General features: G+C 63.5%; 2 protein-coding genes. Both read left to right on the forward strand.

What is annotated here, in order from left to right; translation table 11 throughout:
• Complete coding sequence (locus tag M2497_RS13575) at nt 1-7,782, forward strand: amino acid adenylation domain-containing protein (protein WP_348984774.1); 7,782 nt, start codon at nt 1-3, stop codon at nt 7,780-7,782.
• A gap of 73 nt (nt 7,783-7,855) precedes the next feature.
• On the forward strand, nt 7,856-22,750 hold the full coding sequence (locus M2497_RS13580; protein ID WP_248488202.1) for a non-ribosomal peptide synthase/polyketide synthase: 14,895 nt from the start codon (nt 7,856-7,858) through the stop codon (nt 22,748-22,750).
• Nucleotides 22,751-22,859: the final 109 nt, after the last annotated feature.

Consider the following 22,859-nt stretch of genomic DNA (forward strand, 5'->3'; position numbering starts at 1 on the left):
ATGCTTTCCAACCCTAACATCGATCTGGTTTCGCGCTTTCTTCGCCTGCCTCTGGAACAGCGCCAGCAGTTTTACCAGCGCCTGCAAAGCCGGGGCATGAGCTTCGCTCAATTGCCGATTGCGTCGATCCGTGAGGATGGCCAACACCTGCCGCTGTCCTACGCCCAGGAACGCCAGTGGTTTCTCTGGCAGTTGGACCCGGACAGCGACGCTTACCACGTCCCCGGCGCCCTGCGCCTGAGCGGCCAGCTGGACAAGGCCGCCCTGCAACGCAGTTTCGATACCCTGGTGGCCCGCCACGCAAGCCTACGCACGCGCCTGCACCTGGACGGTGAGCAGCGTGCCCAGGAAGTGCTGGAGCATGGGGTGATCGAAATCGCCGAGCATGCCGTCGACGAAACACAGCTCAAGGCATGGGTCGAGGCCGAGATTGCCCGTCCGTTCGACCTGCAGCACGGCCCGTTGCTACGGGTCAGCTTGCTCGCCGTGAGTGAAGAGGAACACGTGCTGGTGCTGGTGCAGCACCATATCGTCTCCGATGGCTGGTCGATGGGCGTGATGGTGCAGGAGCTGATGCAGCTCTATGCCGCCTACAGCCAGGGCCAGGATTGTGCGTTGGCGCCGTTGCCGATCCAGTACGCCGACTATGCCCTGTGGCAGCGCAGTTGGATGGAGGCGGGGGAGAAGGCGCGGCAACTGGAGTATTGGCGTGAATTGCTCAGCGGCACGCAACCGGTACTGGAATTGCCGTTCGACCAGCCGCGCCCGGCGCAACAGAGCTTCCGCGGGGCGCGCCAGGACATCACGCTGGAGCCGGCACTGGTCACCGCGTTGAAGGCGCTGGCCCAGCGGGAAGGCGTGACGATGTTCATGCTGCTGTTGGCCTCGTTCCAGGCATTTTTGTTCCGCTACAGCGGCCAGCCGGATATTCGTGTCGGTGTGCCGATTGCCAACCGCAACCGCGTCGAGACCGAATCGCTGATTGGCTTTTTCGTCAACACCCAGGTGCTCAAGGCCGACCTCGATGGCCAGATGAGCTTTGCCCAATTGCTGCAACACACCAAGCGCCGCGCGCTGGAAGCCCAGGCCCATCAGGACTTGCCCTTTGAACAGTTGGTAGAAGCGCTGCAACCGGAGCGCAGCCTGAGCCATAACCCGCTGTTCCAGGTGATGTTCAACCATCAGGCCCATTCTCCGGCCGTGGCACAGCAGCTACCGGGGCTGCGCGTGGCCAACCTGGAATGGGACAGTCACAGTGCCCAGTTCGACCTGAGCCTGGACACCCAGGAGAGCGGCGACGGGATCTGGGCGTCCCTGACCTACGCCACCGACCTGTTCGGCGCCGCCACCGTAGCGCGTATGGCCGAGCACTGGCTGAGCCTGCTGCGTGCCGCCGTGGCAGATACCGCGTTGCCGTTGCAGGACCTGGCGACCCTCAACGCCCAAGAGCGCGAGCAGATCCTCGTCGAGTGGAACGCCACCGAGCGCGACTACCCGCAAGGGCAGTGGGTGCATCAGTTGATCGAAGCCCAGGCGCTGGCGCAGCCGGATGCGCCGGCGTTGCGCTTCAACGATATCGCCCTGAGTTATGCCGAACTCAACCGCCGTGCCAACCGCCTGGCGCATCGCCTGATCGAAGCTGGGGTAGGTCCGGACGTGCTGGTGGGCCTGGCGGTCGAGCGCTCCATCGACATGGTGGTGGGCCTGCTGGCGGTGCTCAAGGCCGGTGGTGCCTATGTGCCGCTGGACCCTGAGTACCCGCGTGAACGCCTGGCCTACATGCTGGACGACAGTGGCGTGAAACTGCTGCTGACCCAGGCACATATCCGTGAACAGCTGCCGATTCCCCAGGAGCTGGAAACCCTGGTATTGGGCGAGTCTGCATTCGCGACCTACAGTGACACCAACCCAGGCATCACGCTGGACGGCGAAAACCTCGCCTACGTGATCTACACCTCGGGCTCCACCGGTCAACCGAAAGGGGCGGGCAACCGTCATTCGGCGTTGCTCAACCGCCTGCAATGGATGCAGGAAGCCTATGGCCTGGAGGTCAGCGATACGGTGCTGCAAAAGACGCCGTTCAGCTTCGACGTATCGGTGTGGGAGTTCTTCTGGCCTTTGATGACCGGTGCGCGCCTGGTGGTGGCAGCGCCGGGGGATCATCGGGATCCGGCCAGGCTGATCAACCTGATCAATCAGCAGCAGGTCACCACGCTGCACTTTGTGCCGTCGATGCTGCAGGCGTTCCTTCAGGACCCGGCGGTGTCCACCTGCCAAAGCCTGCAACGCATCGTGTGCAGCGGCGAAGCCTTGCCGGTGGATGCCCAGCAGCAAGTCTTCGCCAAGCTGCCGCAAGCCGGGCTCTACAACCTGTACGGCCCGACCGAGGCTGCCATCGACGTGACCCACTGGACCTGCGTCGACGAAGGCCGTGACGCCGTACCGATTGGCCGTCCGATTGCCAACCTTGGTTGCTACATCCTCGACAGCAATTTCGAACCGGTGCCGGTCGGCGTGCTCGGCGAGCTGTACTTGGGCGGCATCGGCCTGGCCCGTGGTTACCACCGTCGTCCTTCCCTGACTGCCGAGCGTTTTATCGCGCATCCGTTTGTCAAAGGCGAACGCCTGTACCGTACCGGAGACCTGGCGCGTTATCGCGCAGACGGCGTGATCGAATACGCCGGGCGCATCGACCACCAAGTCAAGCTGCGCGGTCTGCGTATCGAACTGGGTGAAATCGAAGCGCGCCTGCTGGAACACGAATGGGTCCGCGAAACCGCCGTGCTGGCGGTGGAGGGCAAATGCCTGGTGGGCTACCTGGTGCTGCAAAACGCCGGCGATGACTGGCGCGATGTGCTGGCCGCCCACTTGGGCCAGCACCTGCCGGACTACATGGTCCCGGCCCAATGGGTGCTGCTGGAACAGATGCCGCTGAGCCCCAACGGCAAGCTGGACCGCAAGGCCCTGCCCAAGCCCGCATCCACCCAGCACTACGAAGCGCCGCAGAGTGCGCTGGAGCAGCAGATCGCAGCGATCTGGGCCGAGGTGCTCGGCGTCGAGCAAGTCGGCTTGAACGACAATTTCTTTGAGCGCGGCGGTGACTCGATCATCTCCATTCAAGTGGTCAGCCGTGCCCGTGCCGCCGGTATCCACTTCACCGCCAAGGCGCTGTTCCAGCACCAGACGGTGCGCAGCCTGGCCCGCGTGGCGCAATTACAGACCGCGCAAGTGATCGACCAGGGCCCGGTGCAGGGCGCGACTCCGTTGCTGCCGTTCCAGCAACTGTTCTTCGAGATGGACTTGCCGGACCGCCATCACTGGAACCAGTCCTTGCTGCTGACGCCGCGCCAGCCGCTGCTTGCCGAGCCACTGGAGACGGCGTTGCAGGCACTCACCCAGCACCACGATGTGCTGCGCCTGAGCTTCACCCCACAGGCCGAAGGCTGGACCGCACGCCACGACGCGCCAGCTGCCACCCTGCTTTGGCAGGCCAGCGTGGAGGATGCGGCCGAACTGCATGCCCTGTGCGAGCGCGCCCAGCGCAGCCTCGACCTGCAACAAGGCCAACTGCTGCGTGCAGTGCTCGCCGAGATGGCCGACGGTTCCCAGCGCCTGTTGCTAGTCATGCATCATCTGGTAGTGGACGGCGTGTCCTGGCGCGTGTTCCTCGAGGACCTGCAAAGCCTGTATCGCCAGCGGCGCTTGCCGGCCAAGACTTCGTCGTTCAAAGCCTGGGCCGAGCGTTTGCAGGCCCATGCCCGCAGCGAAGCGGTCGCGCCGGAAAAAGCCTTCTGGCGGCAACAGCTCCAGGGCGTGTCGACCGACTTGCCCTGCCGCGATCCGCAGGGCGCGCGTCCCGGGCGCCTGGCCCAGACCGTGGTCAGCCAACTGGATGCCGAGCGCACCCGGCAACTGCTGCAACAGGCGCCCACGGCCTACCGCACCCAAATCAACGACCTGCTGCTGACCGCCCTGGCACGTGTCATCTGCCAGTGGACCGGGCAGGCTTCGAGCCTGATCCAACTGGAAGGCCATGGCCGCGAAGACCTGTTCGACGACATCGACCTGACTCGCACCCTGGGCTGGTTCACCAGCCTGTTCCCGGTGCGCCTTACCCCGGCCGACTCCCTGGCGACCTCGATCAAGCAGATCAAGGAACAACTGCGCGCCGTGCCGGACAAGGGCCTGGGCTTCGGTGCGCTGCGCTACCTGGGCGACGACGCCACGCGCCAGGTGTTCGGCCAGTTGCCGGTGCCGCGCATTACCTTCAACTACCTGGGCCAGATCGATGGCAGCTTTGATCAGCCGGACGCTTTGTTCGTACCGGCGGCGGAGAGCACCGGTGCCGAGCAGAGCCCGGAGGCACCGCTGGGTAACTGGTTGACGTTGAACGGCCAGGTATACGGCGGCGAGCTGCACATGGGCTGGACCTTCAGCCCGCTGATGTTCGACCCTGCGCAGATCGAAGCCTTGAGCCAGGCGTTTACCCGTGAACTGACTGCATTGGTCGAGCATTGCTGCGCGCCTGGCAACCACGGCGTGACCGTCTCTGACTTCCCGTTGTCGCGCCTCACCCAGCCGCAGCTGGAATCCCTGCCGCTGGCCGCCGATGCCATCGAAGACCTCTACACCCTGTCGCCCATGCAGCAGGGCATGCTGTTCCACACCCTCTACGAGCAAGCAGCCGGCGACTACATCAACCAGATCCGCGTGACCGCCGAGGGCCTGGATGTGGCGCGGTTCCAGCAGGCCTGGGACGCCACGGTGCAAGCCCATGACGTGTTGCGCAGCGGCTTCTTCTGGGAAGGCCAGCTGGAATGGCCGTGCCAGGTGGTGTACCGCGAAGCCCGACTGCCGATTGAACACCTCGACTGGCGCGCCATGCCAGAACGCGAACTGGAATTGCACAACCTGCAGCAAGCCCAGCGCCGCCAGGGCTTTGACCTGGCCAAGGCGCCGCTGGTGCGCCTGGTACTGGTACGCACCGACGAGCAACGCCATGAGCTGATCTACACGAACCATCACATCCTGATGGACGGCTGGAGCAACTCGCGCCTGTTCGGCGAAGTGCTGCAACGCTACGCTGGCGTGGCGGTGCCGCCAGCGGCGGGGCGCTATCGCGACTACATCGGCTGGTTGCAGCAGCGTGATGCCGCTGCCACCGAAACCTTCTGGCGCGAACAGTTGGGCACGCTGCAAGCACCCACTCGCCTGGGCAGCAGCCAGCCGCTGGCGGCAGACGGGCACGGCGAGCACCCACTGAGCCTGGATCGCGCTCAGACTGAACGTCTCGAGGCCTTTGCACGCCACAACAAAGTGACGCTCAACACGCTTATCCAGGCCGCATGGCTGATCCTGTTGCAGCGCCATAGCGGGCAGTCGGTGGTGGCCTTCGGCGCCACGGTGGCCGGCCGCCCGGCGGAGCTTGTGGGGGTGGAGCAGCAGATCGGGCTGTTCATCAACACCTTGCCGGTGATCAGCGCCGTAGATGACCAGCAGAGCGTGGCGGCCTGGTTGCAAGCGGTACAGGACCGCAACCTGGCCCTGCGCGAGCATGAACACACCGGGCTGTACGACATCCAGCGCTGGGCCGGGCAGGGCGGTGAAGCCCTGTTCGACAATATCCTGGTGTTCGAGAACTACCCGGTGTCCAAGGCCCTGGAACAAAACGGTGGCAGCGGTATCCGTTTTGGCCTGCCGGAATCCCGCGAACAGACCAACTTCCCGCTGACGGTGCTGGTGGACGTCGGCGATACGTTGTCGGTGCAGTTCAGCTTTGCGCGTGCGCATTTCGATGCAAGCACGGTACACACCTATGGACGTCACCTGGTCAATCTGCTGCACGCCATGCTTGAGGGTGGCCAGCAACGTCTGGGCGACCTGGCGATGCTCGATACGGCTGAACGTCAGCAGGTGCTTCAGGATTGGAACGCCACGGCGCGGGACTACACGTTGCAGCAGGGCGTGCATCAGTTGATCGAAGAACAGGTGGCGCGCACGCCGGATGCCGCGGCGCTGGTGTTTGCCGGGCAGCGCTTGAGCTATATCGAACTGAACCGTCGCGCCAACCGCCTGGCCCATCGCCTGATGGAAGCCGGGGTAGGCCCGGACGTGCTGGTGGGCCTGGCCGTGGAGCGCTCCATTGAAATGGTGGTGGGCCTGCTGGCGGTGCTCAAGGCCGGTGGCGCCTATGTGCCGCTCGACCCGGAATACCCGCGTGAGCGCCTGGCCTACATGCTGGACGACAGTGGCGTGAAACTGCTGCTGACTCAGGCGCACTTGCGTGAACAGTTGCCGATCCCTCAGGGGCTGGAAACCCTGGTGCTGGGTGAGTCGACCTTTGAAGCCTACAGCGACGCCAACCCAGGCATCGCGCTGGATGGCGAAAACCTCGCCTACGTGATCTACACCTCGGGTTCCACCGGCCAACCCAAAGGCGCCGGTAACCGGCATTCAGCCCTGGCCAACCGTCTGCACTGGATGCAGGAAGCCTATGGGCTGGAGGTCAGCGATACCGTGCTGCAAAAGACCCCGTTCAGCTTCGACGTATCGGTGTGGGAGTTCTTCTGGCCGCTGATGACCGGCGCGCGACTGGTGGTGGCAGCGCCGGGCGATCACCGCGATCCGGCCAGGCTGATCAACCTGATCAATCAAGAGCAGGTCACCACGCTGCACTTTGTACCGTCGATGCTGCAGGCGTTCCTGCAAGACCCGAAGGTCGCAACCTGCCACACCTTGCATCGCATTGTTTGCAGCGGTGAAGCCTTGCCGGTGGATGCCCAGCAGCAAGTCTTCGCCAAGCTGCCGCAAGCCGGGCTCTACAACTTGTACGGCCCGACCGAAGCCGCCATCGACGTGACCCATTGGACCTGCGTCGATGAAGGCCGCGATGCCGTGCCGATTGGACGCCCGATTGCCAACCTCGGATGCTACCTCCTCGACAGCAACTTCGAGCCGGTGCCGGTGGGTGTGTTGGGCGAGCTGTACCTCGGTGGGATTGGTCTGGCCCGTGGTTACCACCGCCGCCCGGCGCTGACCGCCGAACGTTTTGTCGCCCATCCCTTCATCAAGGGCGAGCGCCTGTACCGCACCGGTGACCTGGCCCGCTATCGCCCTGACGGCGTGATCGAATACGCCGGTCGCATCGACCACCAGGTCAAACTGCGCGGCCTGCGCATCGAACTGGGTGAGATCGAAGCGCGCCTGCTGGAACACGATTGGGTCCGTGAAACCGCCGTACTGGCGGTGGACGGGAAGCACCTGGTGGGCTACCTGGTGTTGCAAGACGCCGGCGACGATTGGCGCGATGTGCTGAGCGCTCACCTGGCGCAACAGCTGCCGGACTACATGGTGCCGGCCCAGTGGATGCTGCTGGAGCAGATGCCCCTGAGCCCCAACGGCAAGCTGGACCGCAAAGCGCTGCCGAAGGTCGACGCCAACCTGCAAGCCCGCGAATACCTGGCCCCGCACAGCGAACTGGAACAACAGATTGCCGCGATCTGGGCCGAGGTGCTGGACGTTGAGCGTGTGGGGCTAAACGACAACTTCTTCGAACTGGGCGGGCATTCCCTGCTGGCCACCCAGGTGGTGGTGCGCCTGCGCGAGCAATTGCACGCGGAGTTCGACGTCAAATCGATCTTCACCACCCCGACCCTGGCCGATTTCAGTGCCTATGTGGCGGCCCGGCAGACAAATAATTCGCCGGTGCAGGACGCATTGGCTAAATCCTTGGAGGCCCTCAAACGTCTATCAGCAGAAGATTTGGATAAATTGATTTCCTGAGGGGCGTGGCGTGCAAGCATTAATCGAGTCGGTAGGGTCACTTTCGGCGCAACAGAAGAAAGCGTTGGCGGTAATGCTCAAGCAGCAAGGCATCAACCTGTTTGAGATAGCCCCGGTTTTCAAGCGTCAGGACGGTGAGCCTCTTCGACTCTCTTATGCCCAGGAGCGGCAATGGTTTCTGTGGCAACTGGAGCCGCAGAGCACCGCTTATCACGTGCCCAGGGCCCTGCGCCTGAGCGGGCCCTTGGACGTGGCCGCATTGCAGCGCAGCTTTGACACGCTGATGATGCGTCATGAAAGCCTGCGCACGCATTTGCAGGAGGACGGCGACAGTGCCTTGCAGGTGATTGCCGAGCAGGCGCGGGTGCAGATCGCCGTGGTCGACGCCCGGGAGTCGCAGCTCAAGGACCTGGTGGAAGCGCAAATTGCCCAGCCGTTTGACTTGCAGCAAGGCCCGCTGTTGCGAGTCAAGCTGCTGCGCCTGGCGCCTGAGGAACATGTGCTGGTGCTGGTCCAGCATCACATCGTGTCTGATGGCTGGTCGATGCAGGTGATGGTCGACGAGCTGGTCCAGCTCTACGCGGCCCATGTGCAGGGCCAGGACCTGCAATTGCCGGCCTTGCCGATTCAATATGCCGACTATGCGCTGTGGCAACGCAGCTGGATGGAGGCGGGGGAGCGTGAGCGCCAACTGGGCTACTGGACCGGCATGCTCGGTGGCGAGCAACCGGTACTGGAAATGCCGATGGACCGACCGCGACCGGCGGTGCAGAGCTACCGGGGTGCACGGCTCGACCTGACGCTCGAAGCGTCGCTGGTGGCGGGCCTCAAGCGCCTGGCGCAGCGCGAAGGCGTGACGGTGTTCATGTTGTTGCTGGCGTCGTTCCAGGCCGTGTTGCATCGCTACAGCGGCCAGGGTGATATTCGCATCGGCGTGCCGGTGGCCAACCGTAACCGGGTGGAAACCGAGCGCCTGATCGGCTTTTTCGTCAATACGCAGATTCTCAAGGCCGATATCGACGGCCAGATGACCTTCCATGAACTGCTGCAACAAACCCGCCAGCGCTCGGTAGAAGCCCAGGCGCATCAAGACTTGCCCTTTGAGCAACTGGTGGAAGCGCTGCAGCCGGAACGCAGCCTGAGCTACAACCCGTTGTTCCAGGTGATGTTCAACCACCAGACCGATACCCAGCGCAGCGGCGGCAGCGTCACCGGCCTGCACGTGCAGGGGCTGGAATGGGAGAGCAAGACCGCGCAGTTCGACCTCAACCTCGACACCCAGGAATCGGCTGAGGGCATCCAGGCGTCGTTGACCTACGCCACTGACCTGTTTGACGCGCCGGGCCTTGAGCGCTTGCTCGCGCACTGGCACCGTTTGTTGCAACAGGTGGTGCAGGATTGCAACGTCCGCGTCGGCGAGCTGCCGTTGCTGGACGATGCGCAATGGCAGCAACTGGTGCACACCTGGAACAACACGCATCAGGTGTTCCCCCAGGATGTCGGGGTGCACCGCCTGCTGGAAGCCCAGGCACAGGCCCGTCCGGACGCGACAGCGCTGGTCTGCAACGGCCAGTCTTTGAGCTACGCAGAACTGAACCTGCGCGCCAACCGCCTGGCCCATCGCCTGCGCGCGGCCGGTGTCGGCCCGGATGTGCTGGTGGCCGTGGCGCTGGAGCGTTCGGTGGACATGGTGCTGGCCTTGCTGGCCACGCTCAAGGCGGGCGGCGCCTATGTGCCGCTCGACCCGCAGTTTCCGGCCGACCGCCTGGCGTTCATGCTCGAAGACAGCCGCGCACGTGTGCTGTTGACCGCCGGTGACCTGCACGAGCGCCTGCCGCTGGCAGCCGATCAACAGGTGCTGTTCATCAGTGAACAGGAGGACGCCCGTTACAGCAGTGACAACCCGCAGGTCGCGCTGACCGATGAGCACCTGGCGTATGTGATCTACACCTCCGGCTCCACCGGCAAGCCCAAGGGTGTGATGGTGCGCCATGGCGCCCTGAGCAGCTTTACCCAGGGCATGGCCGACACGTTGAGCATCGACGCCAAGGCGCGGTTGCTGTCGTTGACCACCTTCTCCTTCGATATTTTCGCCCTTGAACTTTATGTCCCCCTGGCGGTGGGCGGCACGGTCGTGGTGGCGGACAAGCCTGTTTCCCAGGACCCCGAAGCCATCCTGAGCCTGCTGCATGAACAGGCGATCACGGTCGTGCAAGCCACGCCCTCGACCTGGCGCATGCTGCTCGACAGCGAGCGCCGTGCCGTGCTGCACGGGATCAAGTGCCTGTGCGGCGGCGAAGCGCTGCCGGCCGACCTGGCCGAGCGCATGCTGGCCCAGCAGGGCGCGGTGTGGAACCTGTACGGCCCGACGGAAACCACCATCTGGTCGGCGGCCCACCCATTGGTTGAACCGTTGCCGTTTGTCGGTCGCCCAATTGCCAACACATCGCTGTTTATCCTCAATGCCGAACTCGCTCCGACACCGGTCGGCGTCAGCGGCGAACTGCTGATCGGCGGTGTCGGCCTGGCCCGGGGTTATCACGGTCGTGCTGCGCTGACCGCCGAGCGCTTCGTACCCAACCCCTTTGCACACAACGGTGAGCGGCTGTACCGCACCGGCGACCTGGCGCGTTATCGCGTGGATGGTGTGGTCGAGTACATCGGCCGCGTCGACCATCAGGTCAAGGTGCGCGGGTTCCGTATCGAGTTGGGGGAAATTGAGGCGTGCCTGCGTGAGCAGAGCGCTGTCCGTGAAGCGGTGGTGGTGGCCGAGAATGACCAGCTCCTGGCGTATCTGGTGACGCACGCCGTGACATCGGAAACCGATCAGGGCACCCTGCGCGAGACGTTCAAGACCGCGCTGCGCGCGGTGTTGCCGGACTATATGGTGCCGGCGCATATGCTGTTCCTGGCGCGCCTGCCGTTGACGCCCAACGGCAAGCTGGACCGCAAGGCGCTGCCGAAGCCGGACGCCAGCCTGCTGCAAAAACGCTATGTGGCACCGGTCGGCGAGAAGGCGCAACAAGTGGCCGCGATCTGGGCCGAAGTGTTGGGGGTGCCACAGGTTGGCCTTGAAGATCATTTCTTCGAGCTGGGCGGTCACTCCTTGCTGGCGACACGTGTCGTGTCGCGGGTACGCCAGGCATTGGCGATCGACGTAGCGCTCAAGAGCCTGTTTGAACAACCGGTTTTGGGGGCGTTTGTACAGGCGCTGGGTGAAAAGGGCGCCGATGTTGCGCACATTAGCTTGGCTGACCGCGAACAACCCTTGCTGCTTTCCTATGCTCAAGAGCGCCAGTGGTTCCTCTGGCAGCTTGAACCGGACAGTGCGGCTTATCACATTCCGGCCGCGTTGCGCCTGGTGGGTGCGCTGGATCGCAACGCCCTGCAAAGGGCCTTCGATACTCTGGTGCAGCGCCATGAAACGCTGCGTACGGTGTTTTTTGCCGATACGCACCAGACTGTCCAGCGTGTGATCGAGCAAGTCGCGCCGGTCATAGACTATCAAGTGCTTGGCTCGACTGAGCCGGCCCGGTTGCAGGCGATGGTAGAAGACGAAATCGCCAGGCCATTCGACCTGCAGTCCGGGCCATTGCTGCGCATCAAGCTGCTGCAACTGAGCGAACGCGAGCATGTGTTGGTCATGGTGCAGCACCATATCGTCTCGGATGCCTGGTCGATGCAAGTGATGGTCGATGAGCTGGTGAGCTTGTATGCCGGCTACAGCCAGGGCCTTGAGCCCACCCTTGCACCGTTGCCGATTCAGTACGCCGACTATGCCCAGTGGCAGCGCAGCTGGATGGAGGCGGGTGAAAAGGAGCGCCAGCTGGCCTACTGGCGTGCGCGCCTGGGAGATGTGCAACCGGTGCTGGAGTTGCCGCTGGATCGGCCGCGTCCGGCCATGCAGAACTATCAGGGGGCACGCCTGGACCTGGTGCTGGAGTCGTCGGTGGTTGAGGGCTTGCGCGCCCTTGCACAGCGCGAAGGCGTGACGATGTTCATGCTGTTGCTAGCGTCCTTCCAGGCACTGTTGTACCGCTACACCGGCCAGTCGGACATCCGCGTTGGCGTGCCGATCGCCAACCGCAACCGTCTGGAAACCGAGCAGTTGATCGGCTTTTTCGTCAATACCCAAGTGCTCAAGGCCGAGATTGACGGGCACATGACCTTTGCCCAACTGCTGCAACAGGTCAAGGAACAGGCGCTGGGCGCGCAGGCCCACCAGGACCTGCCATTCGAGCAGTTGGTCGAAGCCTTGCAACCTGAGCGCAGCCTGAGCCACAACCCGTTGTTCCAGGTAATGTTCAACCACCAGTCGGCTGCGCAAGCCCATCGCGATGGTCAGCAACTACCTGGCCTGCGTGTGGAAGGGTTGACGTGGGACAGTCACACGGCGCATTTCGACCTGAGCCTGGACACCGAAGAGTCTGGTGAGGGGCTGCTGGCTTCGCTGACTTACGCCACCGCACTGTTCGACGCGAGCACCCTGCAGCGCTTCGCCGCCCATTGGCAGAACTTGCTCAAGCGTGTGGCGGGCAATGCCCAGCAGTGTGTCGCCGACTTGCCGATCCTGGGCAGAGATGAACAAGCGCAGATGCTGTACGCGTGGAACCCGCCGCAACCGTCGCGTGCCGCCCATGGCAGCGTGCTGCAAAAGTTCGAACAACAGGTGGCCAGCCAGCCCCAGGCTATCGCCTTGATCATGGATCAGCGGCGCATGACCTACGCCGACCTCAACCTGCGGGCCAACCGCTTGGCCCATGCACTGATCGAGCAGGGCGTGGGCGCCGACAGCCTGGTCGGCGTGGCCGTGGACCGTTCGCTGGAGATGATCGTTGCGCTGTTGGCGGTGCTCAAGGCCGGTGGCGCCTATGTCCCGCTGGACCCGCAATACCCCCAGGACCGCCTGCAATGCATGATCGAAGACAGCGGCCTGCAACTGTTGCTGACCCAGCAGCCGCTGCTGGAGCGCTTGCCGATCAGCCCTGGCCTGACGTTGATTTGCCTGGAAGAGGGTGCGGACTGGCTGGCCGAGTACCCGGGCAGCAATCCTGAGATACGGGCGTTCCCCGCGAACCTGGCGTACCTGATGTTCACCTCCGGCTCCACCGGGCGGCCCAAGGGCGTCGGTATCGATCAGGCCTCACTGGCACGGCATGTCGAGGTGTTTATCGAGCTGTTCGAACTGACTGCGGCTGACCGTGTGTTGCAGTTCGGTACGTTCAACTTCGACGGGTTTGTCGAACAGCTGTATCCGGCGCTGTGCTGCGGTGCCGCCGTGGTGGTGCGCGGCGGTGAGTTGTGGGACAGCGACACCTTCTATGCGCAACTGATCGAACATGACATTTCGGTGGTTGACCTGACCACCGCCTATTGGCACCTGATCGCTCGTGACTTTGCCGAGCGCGGTGTGCGCGATTACGGCCGCCTGCGCCAGGTGCATGCCGGTGGTGAGGCGATGCCACCGGAAGGGCTGGCCTCCTGGCGTGATGCCGGGCTGGGCCACGTGCGCCTGCTCAACACCTACGGCCCCACCGAAGCGACCGTCACGGTAACCGCTCTGGATTGCGCCGGTTACGTGGAGGGTCGCGAGACCGTTACGCAAATGATGCCGATTGGTCGCGTGCTGGACGGCCGTGCGATTTACCTGTTGGATGCCGGCCTGAACCCGGTGCCCGTGGGCGTGGCGGGTGAATTGGTGATCGGCGGGCCGCTGCTGGCACGGGGTTACTTCAACCGCGCCGCGCTGACCGCCGAACGGTTTATCCCCGACCCCTTCGACCCGCTCGGGGGAGGGCGTCTGTACCGTACCGGCGACCTGGCCCGTTACCGCGCCGATGGCGTGATCGAGTATATCGGTCGCATCGACCACCAGGTCAAGGTACGTGGCTTCCGTATCGAGCTGGGCGAGATCGAATCGCGCCTGCTGGCACAGGACGACGTGCGCGAAGCGTTGGTGATCGCTGCCGACCAGCAACTGATCGCCTACCTCGTCACCCCATTGACGGAAGCCGAGCAGCCTGGCTTGCGTGAGCGTATTCGTGGCGTGTTGCGCGATGAGCTACCGGACTACATGGTGCCGGCACATTTCATGTTTCTGGAGCGCCTGCCGCTGAGCCCCAACGGCAAGCTGGACCGGCATACCCTGCCACGCCCGGAAGCGGCTCAGGCGACAGAGGACTGGGTGGCCCCCATCAGTGCGCTGGAGCAGCAGGTCGCGGCGATCTGGGCAGATATTCTCGGCGCCGAGCGTATCGGTTTGAACGACCATTTCTTTGAACTCGGCGGGCATTCGTTGCTGGCCATGCAAGTGGCTTCACGCCTGCGGCATAACCTGGGGATCGAGTTACCCTTGCGTGTGCTGTTCGAACAACCGCGCCTGCAGGGGTTTGTGGCCGCGCTGCACACCGAGGGCAAGCGCGGCGGTTCGACGGCGCCGGCGTTGGTTCCCGCGTCTCGCGAGCTGCCGTTGGTGTTGTCCTACGCCCAGGAACGCCAGTGGTTCCTCTGGTTGCTCGACCCCGAGAGCACTGCCTACCACGTGCCCAGCGCTCTGCGCCTCAAGGGCCGTTTGGACCTGAACGCGCTGCAGCGCAGTTTCGATGCGTTGGTGGCGCGCCATGAAAGCCTGCGTACCCATCTGCATCAGGGCGATGAGCAGACCGTGCAGGTGATCCTGCCGCAGGCACGTGTCGAGATTGCATTGCGTCAGAGCGATGAAGCGCAGGTCAAGGCGCAGGTCGAAGCCGAGATCGCCCGGCCGTTCGACCTGCAAGCGGGGCCGCTGCTGCGGGCTACGCTGTTGCGCCTGAGCGACGACGAGCATGTATTGGTGCTGGTCCAGCACCATATCGTCTCGGACGGTTGGTCGATGCAGATCATGGTCGATGAACTGGTGCAACTGTACAGCGCCTACAGTCAGGGCCTGGAGGTGCAGTTGCCGGCCTTGCCGATCCAGTACGCTGATTACGCCCGTTGGCAGCGCGAGTGGATGGACGCCGGCGAGAAGGACCGGCAACTGGGCTACTGGCAGGCGTTGCTCGGTGGCGACCAACCGGTACTCGAACTGCCGTTCGACCACCAGCGCCCGGCTGAGCAAAGCCATCGCGGTGCGCGCCTGTTTGTAGAGTTGCCGCCGGCCCTGGTCGCCGACCTCAAAGGCCTGGCACAGCGCGAAGGCGTGACGATGTTCATGCTGTTGCTGGCCTCGTTCCAGGCGTTGATGCATCGCTACAGCGGCCAGGAAGACGTGCGCGTGGGCGTGCCTATTGCCAACCGCAACCGAGTTGAAACCGAGCGGTTGCTGGGCTTTTTCGTCAATACCCAGGTGCTCAAGGCCGATATCGACGAGCAGACCTCAGTGCTGCAACTGTTGCAGCAGGCCCGCCGCCGTGCGCTGGAAGCCCAGGACCATCAGGATCTGCCGTTCGAGCAACTGGTGGAGGCACTGCAACCCGAGCGCAGCCTGAGCCTCAACCCGCTGTTCCAGGTGATGTTCAACCATCAAACCGAAGCACGTCTGGGCGCAACCGAGCATCAACTGTCCACCTTGCGTGTCGAAGGCATGGAATGGGCAAGCCAGACCGCGCACTTCGACCTGGACCTGGACGTGCATGAAGGCACTGACGGTATCTGGGCCACCCTGGGTTATGCCACCGATCTGTTCAATGCCTCCACCATCGAGCGCATGGCGCGGCATTGGCAGAACCTGCTGCAAGCGATGGTTGCCGACCAACAGCAACCCATCAGCCAACTGAACCTGTTGGGCGAGGACGAGCGACGGCACATCCTGCAGCTGTGGAACCAGACCGATGCCGGCTTCTCGGCCGAGCGCCTGGTGCACGAGCGAGTGGCCGACCGGGCCCGCGAAACCCCCGATGCCGTGGCAGTGAAGTTCGACGCACAGACCCTGACCTACGGCGAACTGGACAGCCAGGCCAACCGCCTGGCCCATGCGCTGATCGCCCGTGGCGTCGGCCCGGAAGTGCGCGTGGCGATTGCCATGCCGCGCAGTGCCGAAATCATGGTGGCGTTCCTTGCTGTGATGAAAGCCGGTGGCGTCTACGTGCCGCTGGATATCGAATACCCGCGAGATCGCCTGCTGTACATGATGCAGGACAGCCGTGCCCAGTTGCTGCTGACCCACACCAGCGCGTTGCAACAACTGCCTATTCCCGAGGGTCTGGACAGCCTGGCGATTGATCGCACCGAGGAATGGTCCGGTTACAGCGACACGGCGCCTGATGTGAAACTGGACGGCGACAACCTGGCCTACGTGATCTACACCTCCGGCTCCACCGGCCTGCCCAAGGGCGTGGCGGTATCCCACGGTCCGCTGGTGGCTCACATCATCGCCACCGGCGAGCGTTATGAAACCTCGCCCGCCGATTGCGAACTACACTTCATGTCGTTTGCCTTCGACGGCTCCCATGAAGGCTGGATGCACCCGTTGATCAACGGTGCCAGCGTGCTGATCCGCGATGACAGCCTGTGGCTGCCGGAATACACCTACCAGCAAATGCATCGCCACAACGTGACCATGGCGGTGTTCCCGCCGGTTTATCTGCAGCAGTTGGCCGAGCATGCCGAGCGTGACGGCAACCCGCCGAAGGTGCGCGTGTACTGCTTCGGTGGCGATGCCGTAGCCCAAGCCAGCTACGACCTGGCCTGGCGCGCACTCAAGCCGACCTATCTGTTCAACGGCTACGGCCCGACGGAAACGGTGGTCACGCCACTGCTGTGGAAAGCGCGCAAGGGCGACCCATGCGGCGCGGTCTACGCCCCGATTGGCACATTGCTGGGCAATCGCAATGGCTACGTGCTGGACTCGCAACTCAACCTGCAACCTATCGGCGTGGCTGGCGAGTTGTACCTGGGCGGCGAAGGCGTGGCCCGTGGGTATCTGGAACGTCCGGCACTGACCGCCGAACGCTTCGTGCCGGACCCGTTTGGCAAGCCTGGCAGCCGTGCCTACCGCAGCGGCGACCTGACCCGTGGCCGCCCGGATGGCGTGGTGGATTACCTGGGGCGCGTCGACCATCAGGTGAAGATCCGAGGCTTCCGTATCGAGCTGGGCGAAATCGAAGCGCGTCTGCGCGAACAGGACAACGTCGGTGAAACCGTCGTAGTCGCCCAGGACGGCCCGGCCGGCAAGCAGTTGGTAGCTTATGTGGTGCCCGCAGATGCCAGCCTGGCCAACGAAGCCGAGTTGCGCGAAACCTTGCGCCGCGCCTTGAAAACCCGTCTACCGGACTACATGGTGCCGGCGTACTTCATGTTCCTGGCGCAAATGCCGCTGACCCCTAACGGCAAGCTGGACCGCAAGGGCCTGCCGCAGCCGGACGCCAGCCTGTTGCAACAGGCCTACGTGGCACCGCAGAGCGAGTTGGAACAACAACTCGCGGCGATCTGGGCCGACGTGCTGCGCTTGCCGCAAGTGGGCCTGAACGATAACTTCTTCGAGCTGGGCGGTGATTCAATCATCTCAATCCAGGTGGTGAGCCGTGCGCGGCAGGCCGGAATCCGCTTTACGCCCAAGGACCTGTTCCAGCACCAGACCGTACAAAGCCTGGCCGGTGTGGCACGCCAGGGGGACGACGGGTTGACGATTGATCAGGCGGCCTTGAGTGGCGAAACGTTGCTGCTGCCGATCCAGCAGGCTTTCTTTGCCGATGAGATTGCCGAGCGTCACCACTGGAATCAGTCGGTGGTGCTCAAAGCCCATGAGCCCCTTGACGCTGGCCTGCTTACCCAGGCCTTGCAGGCGCTGATCGTGCATCACGATGCGCTGCGTTCCCGGTTTGTCGAGGGCACGGACGGCTGGCAGGGTATGTATCGCGCCGCCGAGCACCACCAGGCCGATGCCGTGCTGTGGCAAAGCGTGCTGCACGATATCGAAGAGCTGGCTGTTTTGGGTGAGGAGGCGCAACGCAGCCTCGACCTCGACCAGGGCCCGTTGATGCGTGCGGTGCTGGTTCAATTGCACGATGGTACGCAACGCTTGCTGCTGGTTATCCACCACCTGGTGGTGGATGGCGTGTCATGGCGGATCCTCCTTGAGGACCTGCAAACGGCCTATCGCCAACTCGCCAGTGGCGCCAAGGTGGCGTTGCCCGCCAAGACCAGTTCGACCCGCGACTGGGCGCAGCGGCTTCAGCGATATGCCAAAGGCGACGCACTGACCCGGGAACTGGCATGGTGGCAAGCCCAATTGCACGGCGCCGAATCTGACCTGCCGGGCGCCAATCCGCAGGCGAGCTTGAGCAACCGGCATGCCGGCAGTGCGATCACGCACCTGGACGCCGCTCACACGCGCCGCCTGTTGCAGGATGCACCTGCCGCCTACCGCACCCAGATCAACGACCTGCTGCTGACGGCGCTGGCGCGGGTAATCGGGCGCTGGACCGGCCACGATTCCACCCTGATCCGCCTCGAAGGCCATGGCCGCGAAGACCTGTTCGAGGAGATCGACCTGACCCGCACGGTCGGCTGGTTCACCAGCATTTACCCGGTCAAACTCACGCCGGCTGCAACCCTGGCTGGCTCATTGAAGGGGATCAAGGAACAACTGCGCGCCATTCCCGACAAGGGCATCGGTTTTGGTGCCTTGCGCTACCTGGGCCAGCCCGAGGTACGCGATGCATTGGCAGACTTGCCGCAGCCGCGCATTACCTTCAACTACCTGGGCCAGTTCGATGCGAGTTTTGATAGCCCTGAACACGAGGGGCTGTTTGCGCCGTCCGGTGACGCTGCCGGCAACGATCAGAGCCCGGACGCATCGCTGGGCAACTGGTTGGAAATCAATGGCCAGGTGTACGGCGGCGAGCTGAACCTGAACTGGGGATTCAGCCAGCAGATGTTCGATCCCGCTTGCATCCAGCAGTTGGCCGATGACTACGCCGAAGAGCTCAAGGCGTTGATCAAGCACTGCTGCCAGCCCGGACAGGCCGGCGCCACGCCGTCGGACTTCCCGCTGGCGCGCTTGAACCAGGCGCAGTTGGATGGCTTGGGGTTGCCGTTGAACCAGGTCGAAGACCTTTACCCGCTGTCGCCGATGCAACAGGGCATGCTGTTCCAATCGCTGTTTGGCCAGGGCTCGGGCGACTACATCAACCAAATGCGCGTTGAGGTGCAAGGATTGGATGTGGCGCGTTTCCGCGCAGCCTGGCAGGTCGCGCTGGAGCACCACGATATCTTGCGGACCGGTTTCCTCTGGCAGACCGAGTTGGAGCAGCCGTTGCAAGTGGTGTACCGGACGGCGCAGGTGCCGTTTGTCGAGCACGATTGGCAGCAGCGCGCAGACAGTGGCGAGGCGTTTGACGCGTTGGCGCATACCCTGCGAGCCGATGGTTTTGTGCTGGAACAGGCGCCCTTGCTGAACCTGATGGTGGTCCGTACCGGTCCCGACAGCCACCATTTGATCTACACCAACCACCATATCCTGATGGATGGCTGGAGTGCCTCGCAGCTGTTCGGCGAGGTGCTGCAACAGTATGCCGGCGAGTCGGTGCGCGCACCCAGTGGGCGCTACCGGGATTACATCGGTTGGTTGCAGGCCCAGGACCCGTTCACCAGCGAGACCTTCTGGAAAGCCCAGTTGGCCGGTTTGCAGGAGCCCACGCGCCTTTCCCGTGGCATCACCCATGAGTCGGGTGTGCCCCAGGCCAATGGCGTTCATCACCTGACGCTGGAGCAGACGGCGACCGAACAGCTCAAGGCTTTCGCCCAGCGCCACAAGGTGACCCTCAATACGCTGGTGCAAAGCGCCTGGCTCTTGCTGTTGCAACGGCATACCGGCCTTGACACGGTCGCGTTCGGCGCCACGGTCGCGGGGCGTCCGGCCGAGTTGGCGGGTATCGAGCAGCAGGTCGGGTTGTTCATCAACACGCTACCGGTGGTGGCCACTCCAAGCCCGCAGTTGAGCGTCGACGCTTGGTTGCAGCAAGTGCAGGAACAAAACCTGCGCCTGCGTGAACAGGAGCACACGCCGCTGTTCGAGATCCAGCGTTGGGCCGGGCTTGGTGGCGAGGCGTTGTTCGACAGCATCCTGGTGTTCGAGAACTACCCGGTGTCCGAAGCGCTGGAGCAGGGCTCGCCGGCGGGCCTGCGGTTCGGTGCGATGGACAGCCTGGAACAGACCCACTATCCACTGACCGTGCTGCTGGGCATCGGTGACAGCCTGGCGGTGGAGTTCAACTACGCTCACGCCGCCTTCGACGCACAGGACATCGTGCACCTGGCGGAACATTTCCAGCAATTGCTGCAAGCCTTGACGCTGCCGCAGGTGGAGCGCCTGGCGGACTTGCCGTCGCTGCCCGCCGCACAGCGTCAACGGATCGTTGAGGACTGGAACGCAACGGCGCGTGAGTACCCGTTGCAGCGCGGCGTGCATCAGTTGATCGAAGAGCAGGTAGCCCTGACACCAGAAGCACCGGCTTTGGTGTTTGGTGCACAGCGCCTGAGCTACGCCGAACTGAACCGTCGGGCCAACCGCTTGGCGCATCGCTTGATTGAAGCTGGTGTAGGCCCGGACGTGCTGGTGGGCCTGGCGGTAGAACGCTCCATCGACATGGTGGTGGGCTTGCTCGCGGTGCTCAAGGCCGGTGGTGCCTATGTGCCGCTGGACCCTGAGTACCCGCGTGAGCGCCTGGCCTACATGCTGGACGACAGTGGCGTGAAACTGCTGCTGACCCAGGCGCATTTGCGTGAACAGTTGCCGATTCCTCAGGGGCTGGAAACCCTGGTGCTGGGCGAGTCTGTATTCGAGCACTACAGCGACGCCAACCCAGGCATCACGCTGGACGGCGAAAACCTCGCCTACGTGATCTATACCTCGGGCTCCACCGGCCAACCCAAAGGCGCCGGCAACCGGCATTCAGCCCTGGCCAATCGCTTGCACTGGATGCAGGAAGCCTACGGCCTGGACGTCAGTGACACGGTGCTGCAAAAGACGCCGTTCAGCTTCGACGTATCGGTGTGGGAATTCTTCTGGCCTTTGATGACCGGTGCGCGCCTGGTGGTGGCAGCGCCGGGGGATCATCGGGATCCGGCCAGGCTGATCAACCTGATCAATCAGCAGCAGGTCACCACGCTGCACTTTGTGCCGTCGATGCTGCAGGCGTTCCTTCAGGACCCGGCGGTGTCCACCTGCCAAAGCCTGCAACGCATCGTGTGCAGCGGCGAGGCATTGCCGGTGGATGCCCAGCAGCAAGTCTTCGCCAAGCTACCGCAAGCCGGGCTCTACAACCTGTACGGCCCAACTGAAGCGGCCATCGACGTGACCCACTGGACCTGCGTCGATGAAGGCCGTGACGCGGTACCGATCGGCAAACCCATTGCCAACCTGGGCTGCTACATCCTCGACAGCAACTTCGAACCGGTGCCGGTGGGTGTGTTGGGCGAGTTGTACCTCGGAGGGATCGGTCTGGCGCGTGGTTACCACCGCCGTCCGGCACTCACCGCCGAACGGTTTGTCGCCCATCCCTTCATCAAGGGGGAGCGCCTGTACCGCACCGGTGACCTGGCGCGCTACCGCGAAGACGGCGTGATCGAATACGCCGGGCGCATCGACCATCAGGTCAAACTGCGCGGCCTGCGCATCGAGCTGGGTGAAATCGAAGCGCGGCTGCTGGAGCATGCAGCGGTGCGTGAAGCGGCGGTATTGGCGGTAGACGGCCAATACCTGGTTGGCTACCTGGTCTTGCAGGAGCAGGATGCGCAGTGGCGTGAAACCCTCAGTGCCCACCTGGCCAGCCATTTGCCGGACTACATGGTGCCGGCACAATGGCTGTTGTTGGAGCAGATGCCCCTGAGCCCCAACGGTAAGCTGGACCGCAAGGCATTGCCTAAGCCGGACACTCAGTCGACCCAGCGTTTTGAGGCACCGCAGAATGAGCTCGAACAGAAAATCGCCGCGATCTGGACCGATGTACTTGGCGTAGAGCAAGTTGGGGTGAACGACAACTTCTTCGAGTTGGGTGGTCATTCGCTGTTGGTATTGATGCTCAAGGAGCGGATTCGCAAGGCCAGCAGCATCGACCTTTCTGTCAGCCAGTTGATGCTCAACCCGACCGTGCGTGCGCAAGTCGGTTGCCTGCAAGGGACGGCACGTCGTTCGCTGCTGGTCCCGCTCAACGGTCAGAACACGGGCACGCCTGTCTACCTGTTCCACCCCAGCTATGGTTCGGTGCATTGCTACAAGGCTTTGGCCCTGGCGTTGCGTGAGCAGCGGCCTGTGGTCGGTGTGATTTGTCGCGCATTGGCCGAGGAGGGTGCGCAAGTGCCGACCTGGGCCAGCATGGTCGAGGATTACATCACGCAGTTACTGGAAGCTCAGCCCGAAGGCGCCTTCCGCCTGGCCGGCTGGTCGCTGGGCGGCAACCTCGCGGTAGAGGTTGCGCATGGCCTGGAGCAGGCGGGCCGGAACGTGGAGTTCGTGGGTTGGATCGACTCGGCCCCCCCGCGTTGGCTCACTCAGTATTGGGATGCGGCCGTCATCACCGATGAGCGCGAGATCTCCGATAATGATCGGCGCGTGGCCTTGCTCGGTGTGATGTTCCCTGCGTTTGCAGAGGCGATCCATCGCACCTGGCAGGCTTTGCAAGTGGCCGACGACACGGCGGATCAGCAATGGGCAGGGTTCATCGAATGGGCTGAAACCACCTTGGGTGAAGCTTTCCGCGACATTCAGCAAACGCTGTTGGGTGGCAACGAGGCACAGGTTTCCTGGGAGGTTGACCGCACCTTGTTCAAGCGTATGGAGCAGGCTGACTTCAAGCCACTCAAGGCGCCGGTGAGTTGCTGGTGGGCGGCCATGAGCCGTGCGGGCCAGCACAAGGCGTTGATCGAAGACAGTATGGCTCGGGTGCTCGGCCAGGCGGTGGTGCGGTCGGTGGAGATCGATGTGGACCACGAACGGATCATCGACAATGCCGAGTTCATACGCAGCTTTGTGATGGCCATGGAGTAACCGTCGCTTAAACCACAAGCCCCGGCTCATGGGTGTGAGCCGGGGCTTTTTTGTGGGGCAAAGGTGTGCACGGCAGAGGCACCGTACCGCCCATAAAAAAACACCCTGC

The organism is Pseudomonas sp. CYM-20-01 (assembly GCF_023169845.1).
Classification (GTDB): domain Bacteria; phylum Pseudomonadota; class Gammaproteobacteria; order Pseudomonadales; family Pseudomonadaceae; genus Aquipseudomonas; species Aquipseudomonas azotoformans.